Source organism: Aeromonas sp. S19(2024), assembly GCF_041402625.1.
GTDB lineage: Bacteria > Pseudomonadota > Gammaproteobacteria > Enterobacterales > Aeromonadaceae > Aeromonas > Aeromonas caviae.
The window spans coordinates 618,828-632,919 of sequence record NZ_JBGLQU010000002.1 but is presented as its reverse complement, the minus strand read 5'-3'; the positions used below and the strand labels follow the sequence as shown (position 1 = coordinate 632,919).

Sequence of the window (14,092 nt, the reverse complement as noted above, 5' to 3'; positions counted from 1 at the left end):
CGACATTTAAACGATAAATTCATTAAAAACAGAATAAATAACGGAATTACCAGACAAGTCAGAATCACGAAGTAAAAAGCCCTATCCATCTGGACGGCTATCTTGACCCGGGCGGGCCGACTCACTACTGTTGGCCCCCCATGGTGGCAGGATGCCCGCCCTGTGCCCGCCCTGGAGGCGCCACAGGCAACGACAGGAGGTCATTGTTCAAGTTTCGAGGAACACATGATCCAGACCCAACCCCGTGCCAGAGCCCTGCTGCCCCTTCTGGTCTTTCTTGCCCTCTTCATCGGTACCGGTACCTGGCTGACCCTGCAGGGGGTCGAGTTCGCCTTCTACCAGCTCCCCGCCCCCGTTGCCGCCCTGCCCGCCGTCATGCTGGCCCTGCTGATGGGACGCGAGGGGTTCAACAAGAACCTCGAGACCTTCTTCAAGGGGGTGGGCGAGAGCAACATCATGGCCATGTGCCTCATCTATTTGCTGGCGGGCGCCTTCGCCACCGTGGCCAAGGCCACAGGCGGGGTGGATGCCACGGTCGCCCTCGGCCTCTCCCTCATTCCGGGCTGGTGCCTGCTGCCGGGGCTCTTCCTCATCTCTGCCTTCATTGCCACCGCCATGGGTACCTCCATGGGCACCATCGGCGCCGTGGCACCGGTGGCGCTGGGCGTCGCCCAGGCCGCCGGCATCGATCCGATGCTGATGGCGGGGACCATCCTCTCCGGCGCCATGTTCGGGGACAACCTCTCCATCATCTCAGACACCACCATCGCTGCCACCCGCAGCCAGGGCTGCGAGATGAAGGACAAGTTTCGCGAGAACATCAAGATTGCCGCCCCCGCCGCCGTGCTGGTGATCCTGCTCTATCTGGTGCTGGGCTCCACCGGTGAAGCGCCGGCCCCCACCGCCGGGGCGGACTTGCTCAAGGTCGCCCCCTATCTGCTGATCCTGGTGCTGGCCCTCTCTGGCATGAACGTCTTCATGGTACTGGGGCTCGGCATCCTGGCGGCCGGTGGCGTGGGGCTGCTTGGCAGCTACTCCCTCGGCCAGTTCAGCAAGGACATCTATCAGGGCTTTACCAGCATGCAGGAGATCTTCCTGCTCTCCATGCTCATCGGCGGTCTGGGTGCCCTGATGGAACGCCAGGGGGGGCTCGCATGGATAAGTGAGCGCATCGCCGCCCTGATTGCCCGCTTCACCCGCCACCACGATGGCGAGCAGAACGAAAAGGCGGCCGAGCTCGGCATCGCCGGCGTGGTGAGCCTCACCAACCTGTGCACCGCCAACAACACCGTGGCCATCATAGTCGCGAGCAAGGTGGCCAGGGATCTGGCGGACCATCACGGGGTCACCCCGCGCCGCGCCGCCTCCATGCTGGACATCTTCTCCTGCGTGGTACAGGGGCTGATTCCCTGGGGCGCCCAGGCGCTGCTGCTGGGTTCCATCTTCGCCCTCTCGCCGATCCTGGTCGTGAGCATGAGCTTCTACCCCATGGCGCTGGCACTGGCCGCCATCGTGGCCGTCTTCCTCAAGCACCAGATGGGCGCAGTGGCTCCCGCCCCCCACCGTTCCTGACACCCGACCTCAGGGGCCGCCCGGCTGGCGGCCCCGCCATCGGCTTTTCATCCCGTCGGCCCCTTGCTAAGGTAGCGCCAGCCCACCTTTGCCCAGGAGTCCCCATGCCGGATACCCAACCCGAACGCCAGAACCTGCGCCAGCTCATTCGCCAGCGCAGAAAAAGCCTGAGCCAGGCCGAGCAGCAGGCGGCGGCCCAACAGCTGGTCGAGCGCTTCCAGGAACACCCCGGCATCCTCGCGGCCAGGCGCATCGCCCTCTATCTGGCCAACGACGGGGAGCTCGATCCCCTGCCCGCCATCCACTGGCTGTGGGCCCGGCAAAAGGAGGTCTACCTGCCGGTGCTGCACCCCTTCACCCCGGGTCACCTGCTCTTCTTGCGCTACACCGCCACCACCCCCATGACCCGCAACCGCTACGGCATCGCCGAGCCTGAGCTCGACGTGCAGCAGGTGCTGCCCCACAGCATGCTGGACATCATCTGCACCCCGCTGGTGGCCTTCGATGAGGCTGGCAACCGCCTCGGCATGGGGGGCGGCTACTACGATCGCACCCTCGCCTGCTGGCACGAGCACCAGCTCGGCCCAAGACCCCTGGGGCTCGCCCACGACTGCCAGCAGGTGGATGCCGTCCCCCGGGAGCAGTGGGACGTGCCGCTCCCCCAGATCATCACCCCCAGCCGCAGCTGGCACTTTGCCTGATGAGGCGAGGGCGCCCCCTTCGGTTCAATAAACAGGCAAACGATTTACATCTTGGGGATTTTTGCGCCGGAACGTGAGCACCATGGTCGCTCTGGGGGGGATGCTTGGATATAATGCGCCCGCTTTTTCCATAAGGATCCATCATGACTCAAGATGAAATGAAGAAGGCGGCCGGTTGGGCTGCGCTCAAATACGTGGTACCCGGCACAATCGTCGGGGTGGGCACCGGCTCTACCGTCAATCACTTCATCGACGCACTGGCGACCATGAAAGACCAGATCAAGGGCGCGGTGTCGAGCTCCATCGCCTCCACCGAGCGCCTCAAGGGTCTCGGCATCCCAGTGTTTGACCTCAACGACATCGATGCCCTCTCCGTCTACGTGGATGGTGCCGACGAGATCAACGCCAGCCGCGACATGATCAAGGGGGGCGGCGCCGCCCTGACCCGCGAGAAGATCGTCGCCGCCGTGGCCGACCAGTTCATCTGCATCATCGACAACACCAAGACCGTCGACGTGCTGGGCACCTTCCCCCTGCCGGTGGAAGTGATCCCCATGGCCCGCGAATACGTGGCCCGCGAGATCCGCGCCCTTGGCGGCAACCCGGTGTGGCGTGAAGGGGTGGTGACCGACAACGGCAACATCATCCTGGACGTCAAAGGCATGGCCATCACCGATGCCAAGGCTCTGGAAACCCGCCTCAACAGCATCGTGGGCGTGGTCACCAACGGCCTGTTCGCCCACCGTGGCGCCGACGTTGTGCTGATCGGCACCCCCGAGGGTGTGATCACCAACTAAGGCCTGCTCCCCGGACCTCCCCCTCCGGGCAAGCACCGCCCGGGTCAGTCAATCTGACTGCCCCAAATGGACAACGGCGCCTCATGGCGCCGTTTCTGGTTATCCCTCAATGGGTTGTAGCAGCACATCTGCAACAATCGTTGATAACTTCAAAGAATTTGACTTTCGTCACAAATATTCCCTCTCCCAAACGTTTTTGCTACTTTACGGTTTTCTTCACACTGCAAGCCTGAACGCATTTTTCAAAACAATAGAGGGAACGTCATGACAGCCAAGTTTTCGCTGGACAAGGATAAGATCAAGGTACTGCTGCTGGAGGGAGTCCATCCCAATACGGTGGAGACCTTTCGGGCAGCCGGCTACACCAATGTGGAATATCTGAAGACGTCCCTGTCGGAAGAGGAGTTGATCGAGCGCATTCGTGACGTGCATTTCGTGGGCCTGCGTTCACGCACCCAGATCACCGAGAAGGTGCTGGATGCCGCCACCAAGCTGGTGGCCATCGGCTGCTTCTGCATCGGCACCAACCAGGTCTCCCTCGACGCCGCCCACGTGCGCGGCATCCCCGTCTTCAACGCCCCCTTCTCCAACACCCGCTCCGTGGCCGAACTGGTACTGGGGGAGATCCTGCTGCTGCTGCGCGGCATTCCCGAGAAGAACGCCAAGTGCCATCGCGGCGTCTGGGAGAAGCTGGCCAACCGCAGCGTCGAAGCCCGCGGCAAGAAGCTCGGCATCATCGGCTACGGTCACATCGGCACCCAGCTTGGCATCATCGCCGAGATGATCGGCATGAAGGTCTATTACTACGACATCGAGAACAAGCTCTCCCTTGGCAACGCCATCCAGGTGCCGAACCTGGTGGAGCTGCTCAACATGTCTGACGTCATCAGCCTGCACGTACCGGAAACCGCCTCCACCAAGGATCTCATCGGTGCAGAGCAACTGCGCATGATGAAACCGGGCGCCATCTTCATCAACGCCTCCCGCGGCACCGTGGTGGACATCGACGCCCTGGCCGACGTCATCAAGAGCGGCCACCTCTCCGGCGCCGCCATCGACGTCTTCCCGGTGGAGCCCAAATCCAACGACGAGGAGTTCCTCACCCCCCTGCGCGGCCTGGACAACGTGATCCTGACCCCCCACATCGGCGGCTCCACCCAGGAAGCCCAGGAGAACATCGGTCTGGAAGTGGCCAACAAGCTGGTCAAATACTCCGACAACGGCTCCACCCTCTCCGCGGTCAACTTCCCGGAAGTCTCCCTGCCCGGCCACAAGGGCTCCAGCCGCCTGCTGCACATTCACCGCAACCAGCCCGGCGTGATGAACCAGATCAACCAGATCTTCGCTGACGAGGGGATCAACATCGCCGGTCAGTACCTGCAGACCAGCAGCGAGATCGGTTACGTGGTCATCGACGTCGAAACCGAGCACAGCGAGAAGGCCCTGGCCCGTCTCAAAGAGATCAATGGCACCATCCGTGCCCGGATCCTGCACTGATAAGCCCTTATCTGCGCAGTAAAAAGCCCGTCGTGATGACGGGCTTTTTTATGTCAGGAGAAAGGTTGCTCTCGCAACCTACCACCAGCCCAGCAGATTGCGGCCCACCAGGGCGCCCCACACCAGGGCATTGAGGGCCAGGGCGATGAAGACGGCGGCGGAGCCCAGATCCTTGGCCCGGCCCGAGAGTTCGTGATGCTCGGAGCCGATGCGATCCACCACCGCCTCCACGGCGGAGTTGAGTACCTCGACGATCACCACCAGCCAGCTGATGCAGACGAGCAGCAGGATCTCGTTGAGGGAGTCACCTATCCAGAATGCCAGCGGCATCAGCAGCAGGATGAGCAGCAGCTCCTGACGGAAGGCGGCCTCGTTGATCCAGGCCGATTTGAGACCTTTCATGCTGTAACCGGTTGCGTTGATGATGCGGGTGATCCCGGTCGCGCCTGGCTTTGCCACGATAACTACCTCATTTGAAATGGCTTTTGGGTTCACATCCTATCAGAGCCGCCCAAGGTTTCCATCGGGTGACTTTTGCTTTATTTTATTCCCTTGCATTTTGGCATCCCGCCCACCTTATCCACTCGAGAATTGAGTCGTATGTCCATTCACACCGATGAATTGCGCACCCGTCGCCTGGAGGCCCTGATCACCCCAAGCGAGCTGGCGCACGCCTTCCCGTTAACCGACACCATTGCCCAGAACCTGCTGGATGCCCGCCGCCAAGTGGAAGCCATTCTGTCCGGTGAAGATCAGCGCCTGCTGGTCATCGTCGGCCCCTGCTCCATCCACGATCCCGCCGCCGCCCACGAATACGCCCTGCGTCTGAACACTCTGCGGGAAGAGTACAAAGAGAGCCTGTGCATCGTGATGCGCACCTACTTCGAGAAGCCGCGCACCATCGTCGGCTGGAAGGGGCTCATCAATGATCCGCGCCTGGACGGCAGTTTCGACGTCAATGAAGGGCTGAAACTGGCCCGCAAGCTGCTGGTGGACATCAACGAGACCGGCATGCCCACCGCCACCGAGTTCCTCGACATGGTGACCGGCCAGTACATCAGCGATCTCATCACCTGGGGCGCCATCGGGGCGCGCACCACCGAGTCCCAGGTTCACCGGGAGATGGCCTCCGCCCTCTCCTGCCCGGTGGGGTTCAAGAACGGCACCGACGGCAACACCCGCATCGCCATCGATGCGGTGCGCGCCGCCCGTCACAGCCACATCTTCTACTCCCCGGACAAGGACGGCAAGATGACCATCTACCGCACCGCCGGCAACCCCTACGGCCACGTGATCCTGCGCGGCGGCCACCGTCCCAACTACGACACTGCCAGCATCGACGAGGCGTGCGAGGCTCTGGCCCAGGTGGGCCTGCCGGAGCGCCTGGTGGTGGACTTCAGCCACGGCAACAGCATGAAGGATCATCGCCGCCAACTGCTGGTGGCCCAGGATATATGCGATCAGCTGCGCCGCGGCCGCACCGGCATCGCCGGCATCATGGCCGAGAGCTTCCTGGTGGAAGGGCGTCAGGACGTGGAGAACGGCTGTGCCGCCACCTTCGGCCAGAGCATCACCGATGCCTGTCTGTCGTGGAGTGACACCGAAACCCTGCTGGCCATGCTGGCAGAAGCCGCCCAGGTGCGGCTGGACAAGCAGAAAGCCTGAGCAACCGCTCAACGCTCTCTCTACCAATTCAAAGAGCCAGGCATCACGGATGCCTGGCTCTTTTCATTTCCACGGTGATTCACTCGCCCCCCTTGGCTTCACTCAGCCTCTGCAGGTTTTCAATGCTGTATCCGTGGTAAACGGAGCGGCTCCCTTCTCCCGCTTGTTTCAAAAGAATGGGAGAAGGGCGGGGGATGAGGGGGAAGCCCGCCTCACAGGCTCGGCATAAACCAGGTGCGGCCAGCCGCCTCGATACGATCGGTACGGATCTGGAACACCCGCTCCAGCAGCGCCTCGTCGATGATCCCGACGCCCCCTTCCCCCACCACGCGGCCCTGTTGCAGGCAGAGCACGCGATCCGCCCAATCGATGGCCAGATTGATGTCGTGGATGGCCACCACCACCAGCAATCCCTGCGCGGCCAGTTGCTTGAGCAGCCGCAGCAGCGCCATCTGGTGATGCAGATCCAGCCCCGCCAGGGGTTCGTCCAGCAGCAGCACCCGCCCGGTCGGATTGAGGCTTGGCCACAGTTGCAGCAGGGTGCGGGCGATCAGCACCCGCTGCTGCTCCCCCCCGGACAATCGGCTGAAGTCCCGTGCCAGCAGAGGCGCCAGTTCCAGGGCGTCGCACACATCCGCCACCGCCTGCGCCTGGGCATCGGGGCCCCCCTCCTCCAGCCCCAGGCTCAGCACCTGGAACACCGGGATGTGGAACAGCTGGGGCTGGCGCTGGGGCAGCATGGCGCGCCGCGTTGCAAGCTCGGGCCAGCTCAGGGTCGTGATGGCCTCTCCCCCCAGCAAGACGGCGCCATCGGCGGGCAGCACGCCCGCCAGGGCCCCGAGCAGGGAGGACTTGCCGCTGCCGTTGGGGCCGAGCAGGGCCACCAGCTGACCGCCGGACCAGGCGAGATCCAGGGGGGCGAGGCGATGGGGGATGGCCAGGGCGCGGGCCTCCAGCCGCCAGGGGGCGGGATCAGCGGGACACATCGGCATCTTGCCTCAGCAGCAGATAGATAAAGAGCGGGGCGCCCACCGAGGCGGTGATGACCCCGATGGGCAACTCACCGGCGTGCAGCGCCGAGCGGGCCACCAGATCGGCCCCGAGCAGCAGGGCGCCGCCCCCCAGTGCCGAGGCGGGCAGCAGGAAGCGCTGATCACTGCCACCGCACAGGCGCAGCAGGTGAGGCACTACCAGGCCGACGAAACCGATGACGCCGCACAGGGAGACCGCCACCCCGGTGAGCAGGCAGACCGCCAGCACCAGGCGTACCCGCATGCTGTCCACGTTCAGCCCCATGAGGCGGGCCTGGGTCTCCCCCAGCAGCAGTTGTTGCAGTGCCCGCCCCCGCCAGCAGAGCCAGCCGAGGGTGAGGGGCAGCACCAGCCACCACCAGGCGAGCTGCTGGCTGCCGTAGGCGAGGCTGCCCATCATCCAGAACATGAATTCCCGCAAGGCGCCGTCGTCGGCGAAATACATCAGCCAGGTCATGGCCGCATTGGTGAGGATGCCGATGGCGACCCCGAACAGCAGCAGCCGCCCATGGCCGAGCCGTGCCCGGCGTGCGAGACGGATGAGCAGCATGGTCACCACCAGGGCGCCGCCAAAGGCCGCCAGCGACAGCCCCCAGCCCGGCAGATAGAGCCCGAGCCCCTTGGCCACCGCCATCGCCACCATGGCGGCCAGCCCAGCGCCGCTCGAGACGCCGAGCAGGCCGGGTTCCGCCACCGGGTTGTGCAGCATCACCTGGAGCACGGCACCGCCGCAGGCAAGGGAGGCCCCCGCCAGAAGAGCCAGCAGGGCGCGCGGCAGGCGCAGCTCCAGCAGGATGCGCAGCTCCAGATCCCCCAGCGGCTGCCAGGGCAGCAGCACGAACTCCCCGAGGGCGAGGGAGAGCAGGAACAGGGCCAGGGTCAGCAGCGACAGCAGGAGCAGCCAGCGGCGCTGCCAGCGCTGCTGGCGACGGATGAGAGCGAGATACACGGGATCCCCAAGAAGCGAGGCCCGCCGGGGGGCAGGCAGGAAAACTGCATGATAACAGCGCGTTACCACCCAAGGTCAAGGCTGGTAGGGCTTGGCCAGCGCCGCTATCTCGCCGCTCTCCACCATGGCTTGCAACGCCTGCGCCAGCTTGGAGCCCAGCTCGTGGTGGGGTGAGTGCTTGCTCATCCCGAGGTAGAGCACCACCGGGTTGGGGGGCTGGAAGGGCGCCTTGACGAGGCCGGCGTCGTTGCGCTGGCTCAGGGCGTAATCCACCTGGCAGTCGGTCCCTATCATCAGGGGCAGGTGGCCCCGCTCCACCATGCGCTGCAACTGGTCTTCGGTGGGGACCCCGTGCTTGTCTAGCTGGGTGTCGCCATCGAAGGGGGGGAAGTAGGCGGAGTTGAGCACATAGCCTATCTCGCGGCCTCGCAGATCCTCGTAGAGCCTGAGACCTGCCACGGCGGCGGGCTTGCCATAGAAGGCAGGCCGGCACTGGTAATAGGACGGCTGCAGGTAGTCGATGAAGGCGGCCCGCTCCTCGGTGTGAGCCAGCCCTATCATCAGATCCACCTGACCGGTCTGCATCTGTTTGAGTGCCCGTCCCCAGGGCACCCGTTTGAGGGTGAGCACAATGCCGCTGCGTGCCTGCAACTGGCGCAGAATGTCGATATCCAGCCCCTGGAAGTCGTCGTTCTCTGCCAGCATGCGAAACGGCGGCCAGACATCGGTGGCCACCGTCAGGGTCGGCGCACCTTGCGCCCAGCAGGCAAACAACAGACAAAGCGCACCCCAGCTTGTCTTGCCCATCCAGCTTTCGCCTTCTTTTGTTACATCCTTGTGAGCTAAAAATACCCTCAAGCACCACTTATGAAAACCCATGGAGTCGAGATAAAATACATTGATTTAAAAGGAGAACCTAATGAACCCCATCATGACCAGTATCGGCCTGCTCATCTGCAGCAACGTCTTCATGACGTTTGCCTGGTACGCCCATCTCAAGAGCATGAATCACAAACCCTGGATCATCGCCGCCCTGGTGAGCTGGGGGATAGCCCTGTTCGAATACCTGTTGCAGGTGCCCGCCAACCGCATCGGCCACACCGTGCTCTCCGTCGGCCAGCTCAAGATCCTGCAGGAGGTGATCACCCTCACCGTGTTCGTTCCCTTCTCCATCTTCTATCTGAAAGAAGATCTGAAGTGGGACTACCTCTGGGCAGGTCTGTGCATCCTGGGCGCGGTCTTTTTTGTGTTCCGCGAAAAACTGACCGGCGCCTGAGGCTGTACACTCAAGCCATTCATCATCCCCCAGCCCTTTGAGCGACGAGGCCCCTCATGGAATTGAGAGACATGCTGCAGATCCTGGCCAAACAGGACGGTTCCGATCTCTATCTCTCCACCGGCGCCCCCCCCTGCGCCAAGTTCAACGGCGCCCTGCGCCCCCTCACCCAGGAGCCCCTGGGGCCGGGCGAGGTGGCCCGCATCGCCTACGACATCATGGATCTCGAGCAGAAACAGCAGTTCGAGAAAGAGCTGGAGATGAACCTCGCCATCTCCCTGCCCCAGATAGGCCGTTTTCGGGTCAACATCTTCAAGCAGCGCAATGAAGTCTCCCTGGTGGCGCGCAACATCAAGACCGAGATCCCCCGCTTCGAGGATCTCAAACTCCCTCCGGTGCTCCTCGACACCATCATGGAGAAGCGGGGTCTGGTGCTCTTCGTCGGCGGCACGGGGTCCGGCAAATCCACGTCGCTCGCGGCTCTCATCGATCATCGCAACCGCAACAGCGGCGGCCACATCATCACCATCGAGGATCCGGTGGAGTTCGTCCATCGTCACCAGAAGAGCATCATCAACCAGCGGGAGGTGGGGGTGGATACCCGCAGCTTCCACGCGGCCCTGAAGAACACCCTGCGCCAGGCGCCGGACGTCATCCTCATCGGTGAAATCCGCGATCGGGAGACCATGGAGCATGCCCTCGCCTTCTCGGAAACCGGGCATCTGGCCATCTCCACCCTGCACGCCAACAACGCCAACCAGGCGCTGGATCGCATCATCAACTTCTTCCCCGAAGAGCGCAGACCCCAGCTGCTCAACGACCTTGGCAACAACCTCAAGGCCTTTGTCTCCCAGCGGCTGGTGAAGACCACGGACGGCGGGCGCCGGGCGGCGGTGGAAGTGATGCTCGGGACCCACACGGTGCGCGATCTCATCAAGCGTGGCGAGTTTGGCGGCCTCAAGGAGATCATGGAAAAATCCAGGGCCCTTGGCATGGTGACCTTCGACAGTACCCTGTTCGATCTGGTGGTCGAGGGGGTGATCGACGAGGAGGAGGCGGTGAAGAACGCGGACTCCCAGAACAACCTGCGCCTCAAGATCAAACTCTGGCGGGAGAAGGGTCAGATAGGCAACAGCGCGGCGGCGAGCGGCTGGAGCCTTGAGCCCACCAAGGACGAAGGAGACCTCTTCTGAGACGGGCCCGGCGGCCACGAAAAAGGGAACCCTCGGGTTCCCTTTTGCATGTGGGCAGGCATCAGCCCTTCTGGACCAGCCCTATCTGGCCGGGCTCGCACCACTCGAACGTCACCTCTTCGTGCTTGCCGCAGCAGGAGCCGCCACACAGGCGGCTCTCCCGCTTGGCGACGCGCCCCTTGCGCATCCAGACCCCGAGCATGGCCTCCACCGCATCCTCGGAGGTGTGGAAGTGGCGGGCCAGCGCCCGCCGGCTCACCTTCTTGTGAAGGGCCAGATAGTCCCCCAGTTCACGCAGGATCACAGAATACCCTCCCTCTCGGCGCACTCGCCCCTGACCATGAGCCCCTTCACAGGGTCACCACCTTGCGGGCGACGATGTCGCCGTGACGACGCCCCAGCCACCAGAGCAGCCCCAGGGAGAGCAGATAGCTCAGGCTCCAGACCAGGCTCTGCGCCGGGTGGGCGGCGAAGGTCGCCAGTTGATAGAAGAGGGTGGCGCACAGGAAGGCGACGTAGTTGCACCAGGCGGCGGTGAACAGGGCCCACTGGCGCCCGGTCTCGCGCACCAGAGCCCCCATGGCGGCGGCGCAGGGCATGTAGAGCAGCACGAACAGCAGGTAGGCAAAGGCTCCGGCCACGCCGTCGAAGTGGGTCTGCATGTTGCCGTAGGTGGAGGTGTCCACCTCCTGGGCCTCGGCTGCCGCCTGCTTGTCCTCCAGATCCCCCACCTTGAGCCCCATGGGATCGGCGGGGTCGATGTCCGCCAGGTTGGCGGGAATGGTGGCCAGCGCCGCTTTCAGGCTGCCCAGCAGGGAGTATTCACTCTCCTCCTCATCACCGGCGCCGCCGGCGTAGAGGCTGTTGAGGGTAGCGACCACCGCCTCCTTGGCAAAGATGCCGGTGAGGATGCCCACCGTGGCCTGCCAGTTGTCGTCCCGCACGCCTATGGGATGCAGCACCGGGGTCACGGACTGGCTCAGCTTGCTCAGCACCGAGTTCTCCTGATCCTGGTTGCCGAAGCTGCCGTCGGTGCCCAGCGAATTGAGCACGCTCAGCACCGCCACCATCAGGACGATGGTCTTGCCCGCGCCGAAGATGAATCCCTTGAGTTTCTGCCAGGTGCGCAGCCCCACGTCCACCGGACGGGGCCACTCGTAATCGGGCATCTCCATCACCATGGAGTCGCTCTTGCCCGGCAGCAGGGTGCTGCGCAGGAAGAGGCCGGTGAGCACCGCCACCAGGATGCCGAACAGATAGAGACCGAACACCAGGTTCTGCCCCGACTCGGGGAAGAAGGCCACCGCGAACAGGGCGTAGACCGGCAGACGGGCACCGCAGGACATGAAGGGCGCCATGGCCGAGGTCATCAGCCGCTCGCGCTCCGACCCCAGGGTGCGAGTCGCCATCACCGCGGGCACGGTGCAGCCAAAGCCCATCAGCATGGGGACGAAGGCCTTGCCGGGCAGGCCGAGGCGACGCATCAGGGCATCCACCACGAAGGCGGCGCGGGCCAGATAGCCGGAGCTCTCCAGCACCGCGAGGAAGAGAAAGAGGCAGCCCACCACGGGGATGAAGGTCGCCACCGTCTGCAAACCGGCCCCCACGCCGTCCGCAAGCACGGCCCCCAGCCAGTCGGGGGCACTCATCAGCCCCAGCAGGTGGTGCACTCCGTCCACGAAGAGGGCCCCCCCGAGGATGTCGAAGAAGTCGATGAAGGCGCTGCCCACCTTGATGGCGAACATGAACATCAGGTACATCACCAGCAGGAAGAAGGGGATGCCCACCCAGCGGTTGAGCAGCACCCTGTCCAGCCGTTCGCTCTGGGCGACCGTGAGCTTGTCCTGATGGCGGCACGCCTGCTGGCACCAGTGGTGGATATGGCCGTAGCGCAAATCAGCGAGTTGCAGGTCGATGTCCTGGGCGTGGTGGGCGCGACTCACCACGTTGTCGGCCGCCGCCTGCTGCCCCGCCGCCAGGGTCTCCTGCATGGCAATGTCTTCTTCCAGCAGGCGCAGGGCGCGGCCACGGCGATGCAGATGATGGGGGGCGAGCAGAGTCTCCAGCTCGGCGATATCCCCCTCGAGGGGCTGACCGTAGTCGAGCACGAGGGCGGGCTGGGACTGGCCGATAAACTGGTGGATCCCCTCTTTGAAGGCCGCCACCTGCTGGCGATTGTGGGCCGAGAGCGACACCACCGGGCACCCCAGCGCCTTGGCGAGCAAGGCCTCGTCGATGGTGATGCGCCGCTTTTGCAGCAGATCCATCTTGTTGAGCACCACCACCATGGGCAGCCCCAGCTCCCGCAGTTGCAGGGTGAGGTAGAGGGAGCGCTCCAGGTTGGCGGCATCGATGACGTTGAGCAGCAGATCCGGTTGCTGGCGCTGGACGAAGCGACTGGCGATCTGCTCGTCCAGGCTCGCCTCCTGGTTGGCCAGGGCATAGATGCCGGGCAGGTCCACCAGGGTGTATTCCTGCCCGCGGGCAGCAAAGGCCCCCATCTTCTTGTCGACGGTGACCCCGCTCCAGTTCCCCACCTGCTGGCGGGAGCCGGTCAGGGCGTTGAACAGGGAGGTCTTGCCGCTGTTGGGATTGCCCACTGTGACCAGGTTGTAGCTCATACCGGCTCCACCTCGATTTGCTGGGCCAGACTCCGCTGCATGGAGAGGCAGATACCCTGGCACTGGATCTGGAGCGGGTCCCCCAGGGGGGCGGCCCGCAGATAGAGGATCTCGGTCTGGGGCAGCAGCCCCATCACCATCAGCTTGCGCCGCAAGGCGCGGCCAAGGTGGTTCATGTGCGTGATGCGAGCGCTCTGTCCCGGCGACAGCTCTGTGAGTACCATGACGGGCTCCTGAAGTTAAACAAGAATAATTCGCTTTTAATGGGGGGATTATAAGCTGTGCCCTCAACATTTATTTGCGTAAAATCAAACTCCGCTTAGCTAACCGACAAAGTATTGCCATGAGTCACGACAACAACAGCCGCTTGGTCTACAGCACGGACGGCGGCATGATCAAGGAATCCGCCCCCGCCCAGCACGCCTCCCCCTTCCCCGCCGACGGGGTCGTGCGCATCCGCCGCGAGACCAAGGGACGCAAGGGGGCCGGGGTCATCAGCATCCACGGCGTTCCCGCCGACCAGCAGAAGGCTCTCGCCACCCTGCTCAAGAAGAAGTGCGGTACCGGCGGCGGTCTCAAGGAGGGGATCATCGAGATCCAGGGGGACAAACGGGATCTTATCAAGGCCGAACTGGAGAAGGCCGGCTTTCAGGTCAAGCTGGTGGGGGGATAATTCCCCATCCCGCGCCTTGCCTCACCGGGGGTTTTTCCCTAGAATGCCCGCTCCCATCGAGGGGGAGTAGTCTCGCCACGGACCCGTTTCGTGCGCGATCCTGATCAACATACTTGG

General features: G+C 63.8%; 15 protein-coding genes. 8 read left to right on the top strand and 7 right to left on the bottom strand.

Annotation, left to right across the window (positions count from 1 at the left end):
* The first annotated feature begins 225 nt into the window (after window positions 1-225).
* The 4 genes from ACB037_RS07360 (at window position 226) to serA (ending at window position 4,567) form a co-directional block, all read left to right on the top strand.
* Entirely contained in the window at window positions 226-1,572 is a 1,347-nt protein-coding gene (locus ACB037_RS07360; protein WP_010675191.1) for a Na+/H+ antiporter NhaC family protein, read from the top strand.
* Between the two features lie 104 nt (window positions 1,573-1,676).
* Window positions 1,677-2,273 (top strand): 5-formyltetrahydrofolate cyclo-ligase, encoded by a 597-nt coding sequence (locus ACB037_RS07355; RefSeq protein ID WP_039040382.1) that lies wholly within the window; start codon window positions 1,677-1,679, stop codon window positions 2,271-2,273.
* 143 nt (window positions 2,274-2,416) lie between these two features.
* The gene (gene rpiA, locus ACB037_RS07350) at window positions 2,417-3,070 is read left to right on the top strand and encodes a ribose-5-phosphate isomerase RpiA (RefSeq protein WP_039040383.1); all 654 of its coding nucleotides are present in this window, start codon (window positions 2,417-2,419) and stop codon (window positions 3,068-3,070) included.
* 264 nt (window positions 3,071-3,334) lie between these two features.
* A complete protein-coding gene (gene serA, locus ACB037_RS07345) occupies window positions 3,335-4,567 on the top strand; it encodes a phosphoglycerate dehydrogenase (RefSeq protein WP_039040384.1) in 1,233 nt (410 codons plus the stop codon).
* A gap of 78 nt (window positions 4,568-4,645) precedes the next feature.
* On the opposite strand, the gene ACB037_RS07340 is transcribed toward serA, so the two are convergent.
* On the bottom strand, window positions 4,646-5,026 hold the full coding sequence (locus tag ACB037_RS07340; protein ID WP_039040385.1) for a diacylglycerol kinase: 381 nt from the start codon (window positions 5,024-5,026) through the stop codon (window positions 4,646-4,648).
* Window positions 5,027-5,167: 141 nt separating this feature from the next.
* On the opposite strand from ACB037_RS07340, the gene ACB037_RS07335 reads away from it, so the two are divergent.
* Window positions 5,168-6,232, top strand: coding sequence for a 3-deoxy-7-phosphoheptulonate synthase (locus tag ACB037_RS07335; protein WP_010675196.1), 1,065 nt, complete (start codon window positions 5,168-5,170; stop codon window positions 6,230-6,232).
* A gap of 212 nt (window positions 6,233-6,444) precedes the next feature.
* Here the strand turns inward: ACB037_RS07335 and ACB037_RS07330 are convergent, their stop codons facing one another.
* The 3 genes from ACB037_RS07330 to ACB037_RS07320 form a co-directional block, all read right to left on the bottom strand.
* Complete coding sequence (locus ACB037_RS07330) at window positions 6,445-7,218, bottom strand: ATP-binding cassette domain-containing protein (protein ID WP_371175119.1); 774 nt, start codon at window positions 7,216-7,218, stop codon at window positions 6,445-6,447.
* On the bottom strand, window positions 7,205-8,212 hold the full coding sequence (gene btuC / locus ACB037_RS07325) for a vitamin B12 ABC transporter permease BtuC (RefSeq protein WP_319888296.1): 1,008 nt from the start codon (window positions 8,210-8,212) through the stop codon (window positions 7,205-7,207). Before btuC ends, ACB037_RS07330 begins: the two co-directional genes overlap by 14 nt.
* A gap of 75 nt (window positions 8,213-8,287) precedes the next feature.
* The gene (locus tag ACB037_RS07320) at window positions 8,288-9,019 is read right to left on the bottom strand and encodes a substrate-binding periplasmic protein (RefSeq protein WP_371175104.1); all 732 of its coding nucleotides are present in this window, start codon (window positions 9,017-9,019) and stop codon (window positions 8,288-8,290) included.
* Between the two features lie 112 nt (window positions 9,020-9,131).
* Between ACB037_RS07320 and ACB037_RS07315 the strand changes: the two genes are divergently transcribed.
* Window positions 9,132-9,488, top strand: a complete 357-nt coding sequence (locus ACB037_RS07315; RefSeq protein WP_010675200.1) for a DMT family protein — start codon at window positions 9,132-9,134, stop codon at window positions 9,486-9,488.
* Between the two features lie 56 nt (window positions 9,489-9,544).
* Window positions 9,545-10,681, top strand: coding sequence for a type IVa pilus ATPase TapW (gene tapW / locus ACB037_RS07310; RefSeq protein ID WP_029314740.1), 1,137 nt, complete (start codon window positions 9,545-9,547; stop codon window positions 10,679-10,681).
* Window positions 10,682-10,742: 61 nt separating this feature from the next.
* On the opposite strand, the gene ACB037_RS07305 is transcribed toward tapW, so the two are convergent.
* The 3 genes from ACB037_RS07305 to ACB037_RS07295 are packed head-to-tail and all read right to left on the bottom strand — an operon-like array spanning window position 10,743 to window position 13,526.
* Window positions 10,743-10,985: a FeoC-like transcriptional regulator gene (locus tag ACB037_RS07305; RefSeq protein ID WP_039041210.1), complete on the bottom strand. Its 243-nt coding sequence runs from the start codon at window positions 10,983-10,985 to the stop codon at window positions 10,743-10,745.
* A gap of 46 nt (window positions 10,986-11,031) precedes the next feature.
* On the bottom strand, window positions 11,032-13,302 hold the full coding sequence (gene feoB / locus ACB037_RS07300; protein ID WP_371175103.1) for a Fe(2+) transporter permease subunit FeoB: 2,271 nt from the start codon (window positions 13,300-13,302) through the stop codon (window positions 11,032-11,034).
* On the bottom strand, window positions 13,299-13,526 hold the full coding sequence (locus ACB037_RS07295; protein WP_010675204.1) for a FeoA family protein: 228 nt from the start codon (window positions 13,524-13,526) through the stop codon (window positions 13,299-13,301). Before ACB037_RS07295 ends, feoB begins: the two co-directional genes overlap by 4 nt.
* Before the next feature lie 119 nt (window positions 13,527-13,645).
* Here ACB037_RS07295 and ACB037_RS07290 point away from each other — a divergent pair, with 119 nt between their 5' ends.
* The gene (locus ACB037_RS07290; protein ID WP_039041208.1) at window positions 13,646-13,975 is read left to right on the top strand and encodes a translation initiation factor; all 330 of its coding nucleotides are present in this window, start codon (window positions 13,646-13,648) and stop codon (window positions 13,973-13,975) included.
* Window positions 13,976-14,092: the final 117 nt, after the last annotated feature.

Bases quoted from the DNA above. Each gene is read 5' to 3' on its own strand.
- ACB037_RS07315 (WP_010675200.1), top strand. From the start codon at position 9,132: ATGAACCCCATCATGACCAGTATCGGCCTGCTCATCTGCAGCAACGTC.
- ACB037_RS07290 (WP_039041208.1), top strand. From the start codon at position 13,646: ATGAGTCACGACAACAACAGCCGCTTGGTCTACAGCACGGACGGCGGC.
- tapW (WP_029314740.1), top strand. From the start codon at position 9,545: ATGGAATTGAGAGACATGCTGCAGATCCTGGCCAAACAGGACGGTTCC.
- ACB037_RS07330 (WP_371175119.1), bottom strand. From the start codon at position 7,218: ATGTGTCCCGCTGATCCCGCCCCCTGGCGGCTGGAGGCCCGCGCCCTG.
- feoB (WP_371175103.1), bottom strand. From the start codon at position 13,302: ATGAGCTACAACCTGGTCACAGTGGGCAATCCCAACAGCGGCAAGACC.
- ACB037_RS07320 (WP_371175104.1), bottom strand. From the start codon at position 9,019: ATGGGCAAGACAAGCTGGGGTGCGCTTTGTCTGTTGTTTGCCTGCTGG.
- ACB037_RS07335 (WP_010675196.1), top strand. From the start codon at position 5,168: ATGTCCATTCACACCGATGAATTGCGCACCCGTCGCCTGGAGGCCCTG.
- ACB037_RS07355 (WP_039040382.1), top strand. From the start codon at position 1,677: ATGCCGGATACCCAACCCGAACGCCAGAACCTGCGCCAGCTCATTCGC.
- rpiA (WP_039040383.1), top strand. From the start codon at position 2,417: ATGACTCAAGATGAAATGAAGAAGGCGGCCGGTTGGGCTGCGCTCAAA.
- serA (WP_039040384.1), top strand. From the start codon at position 3,335: ATGACAGCCAAGTTTTCGCTGGACAAGGATAAGATCAAGGTACTGCTG.
- ACB037_RS07295 (WP_010675204.1), bottom strand. From the start codon at position 13,526: ATGGTACTCACAGAGCTGTCGCCGGGACAGAGCGCTCGCATCACGCAC.
- ACB037_RS07360 (WP_010675191.1), top strand. From the start codon at position 226: ATGATCCAGACCCAACCCCGTGCCAGAGCCCTGCTGCCCCTTCTGGTC.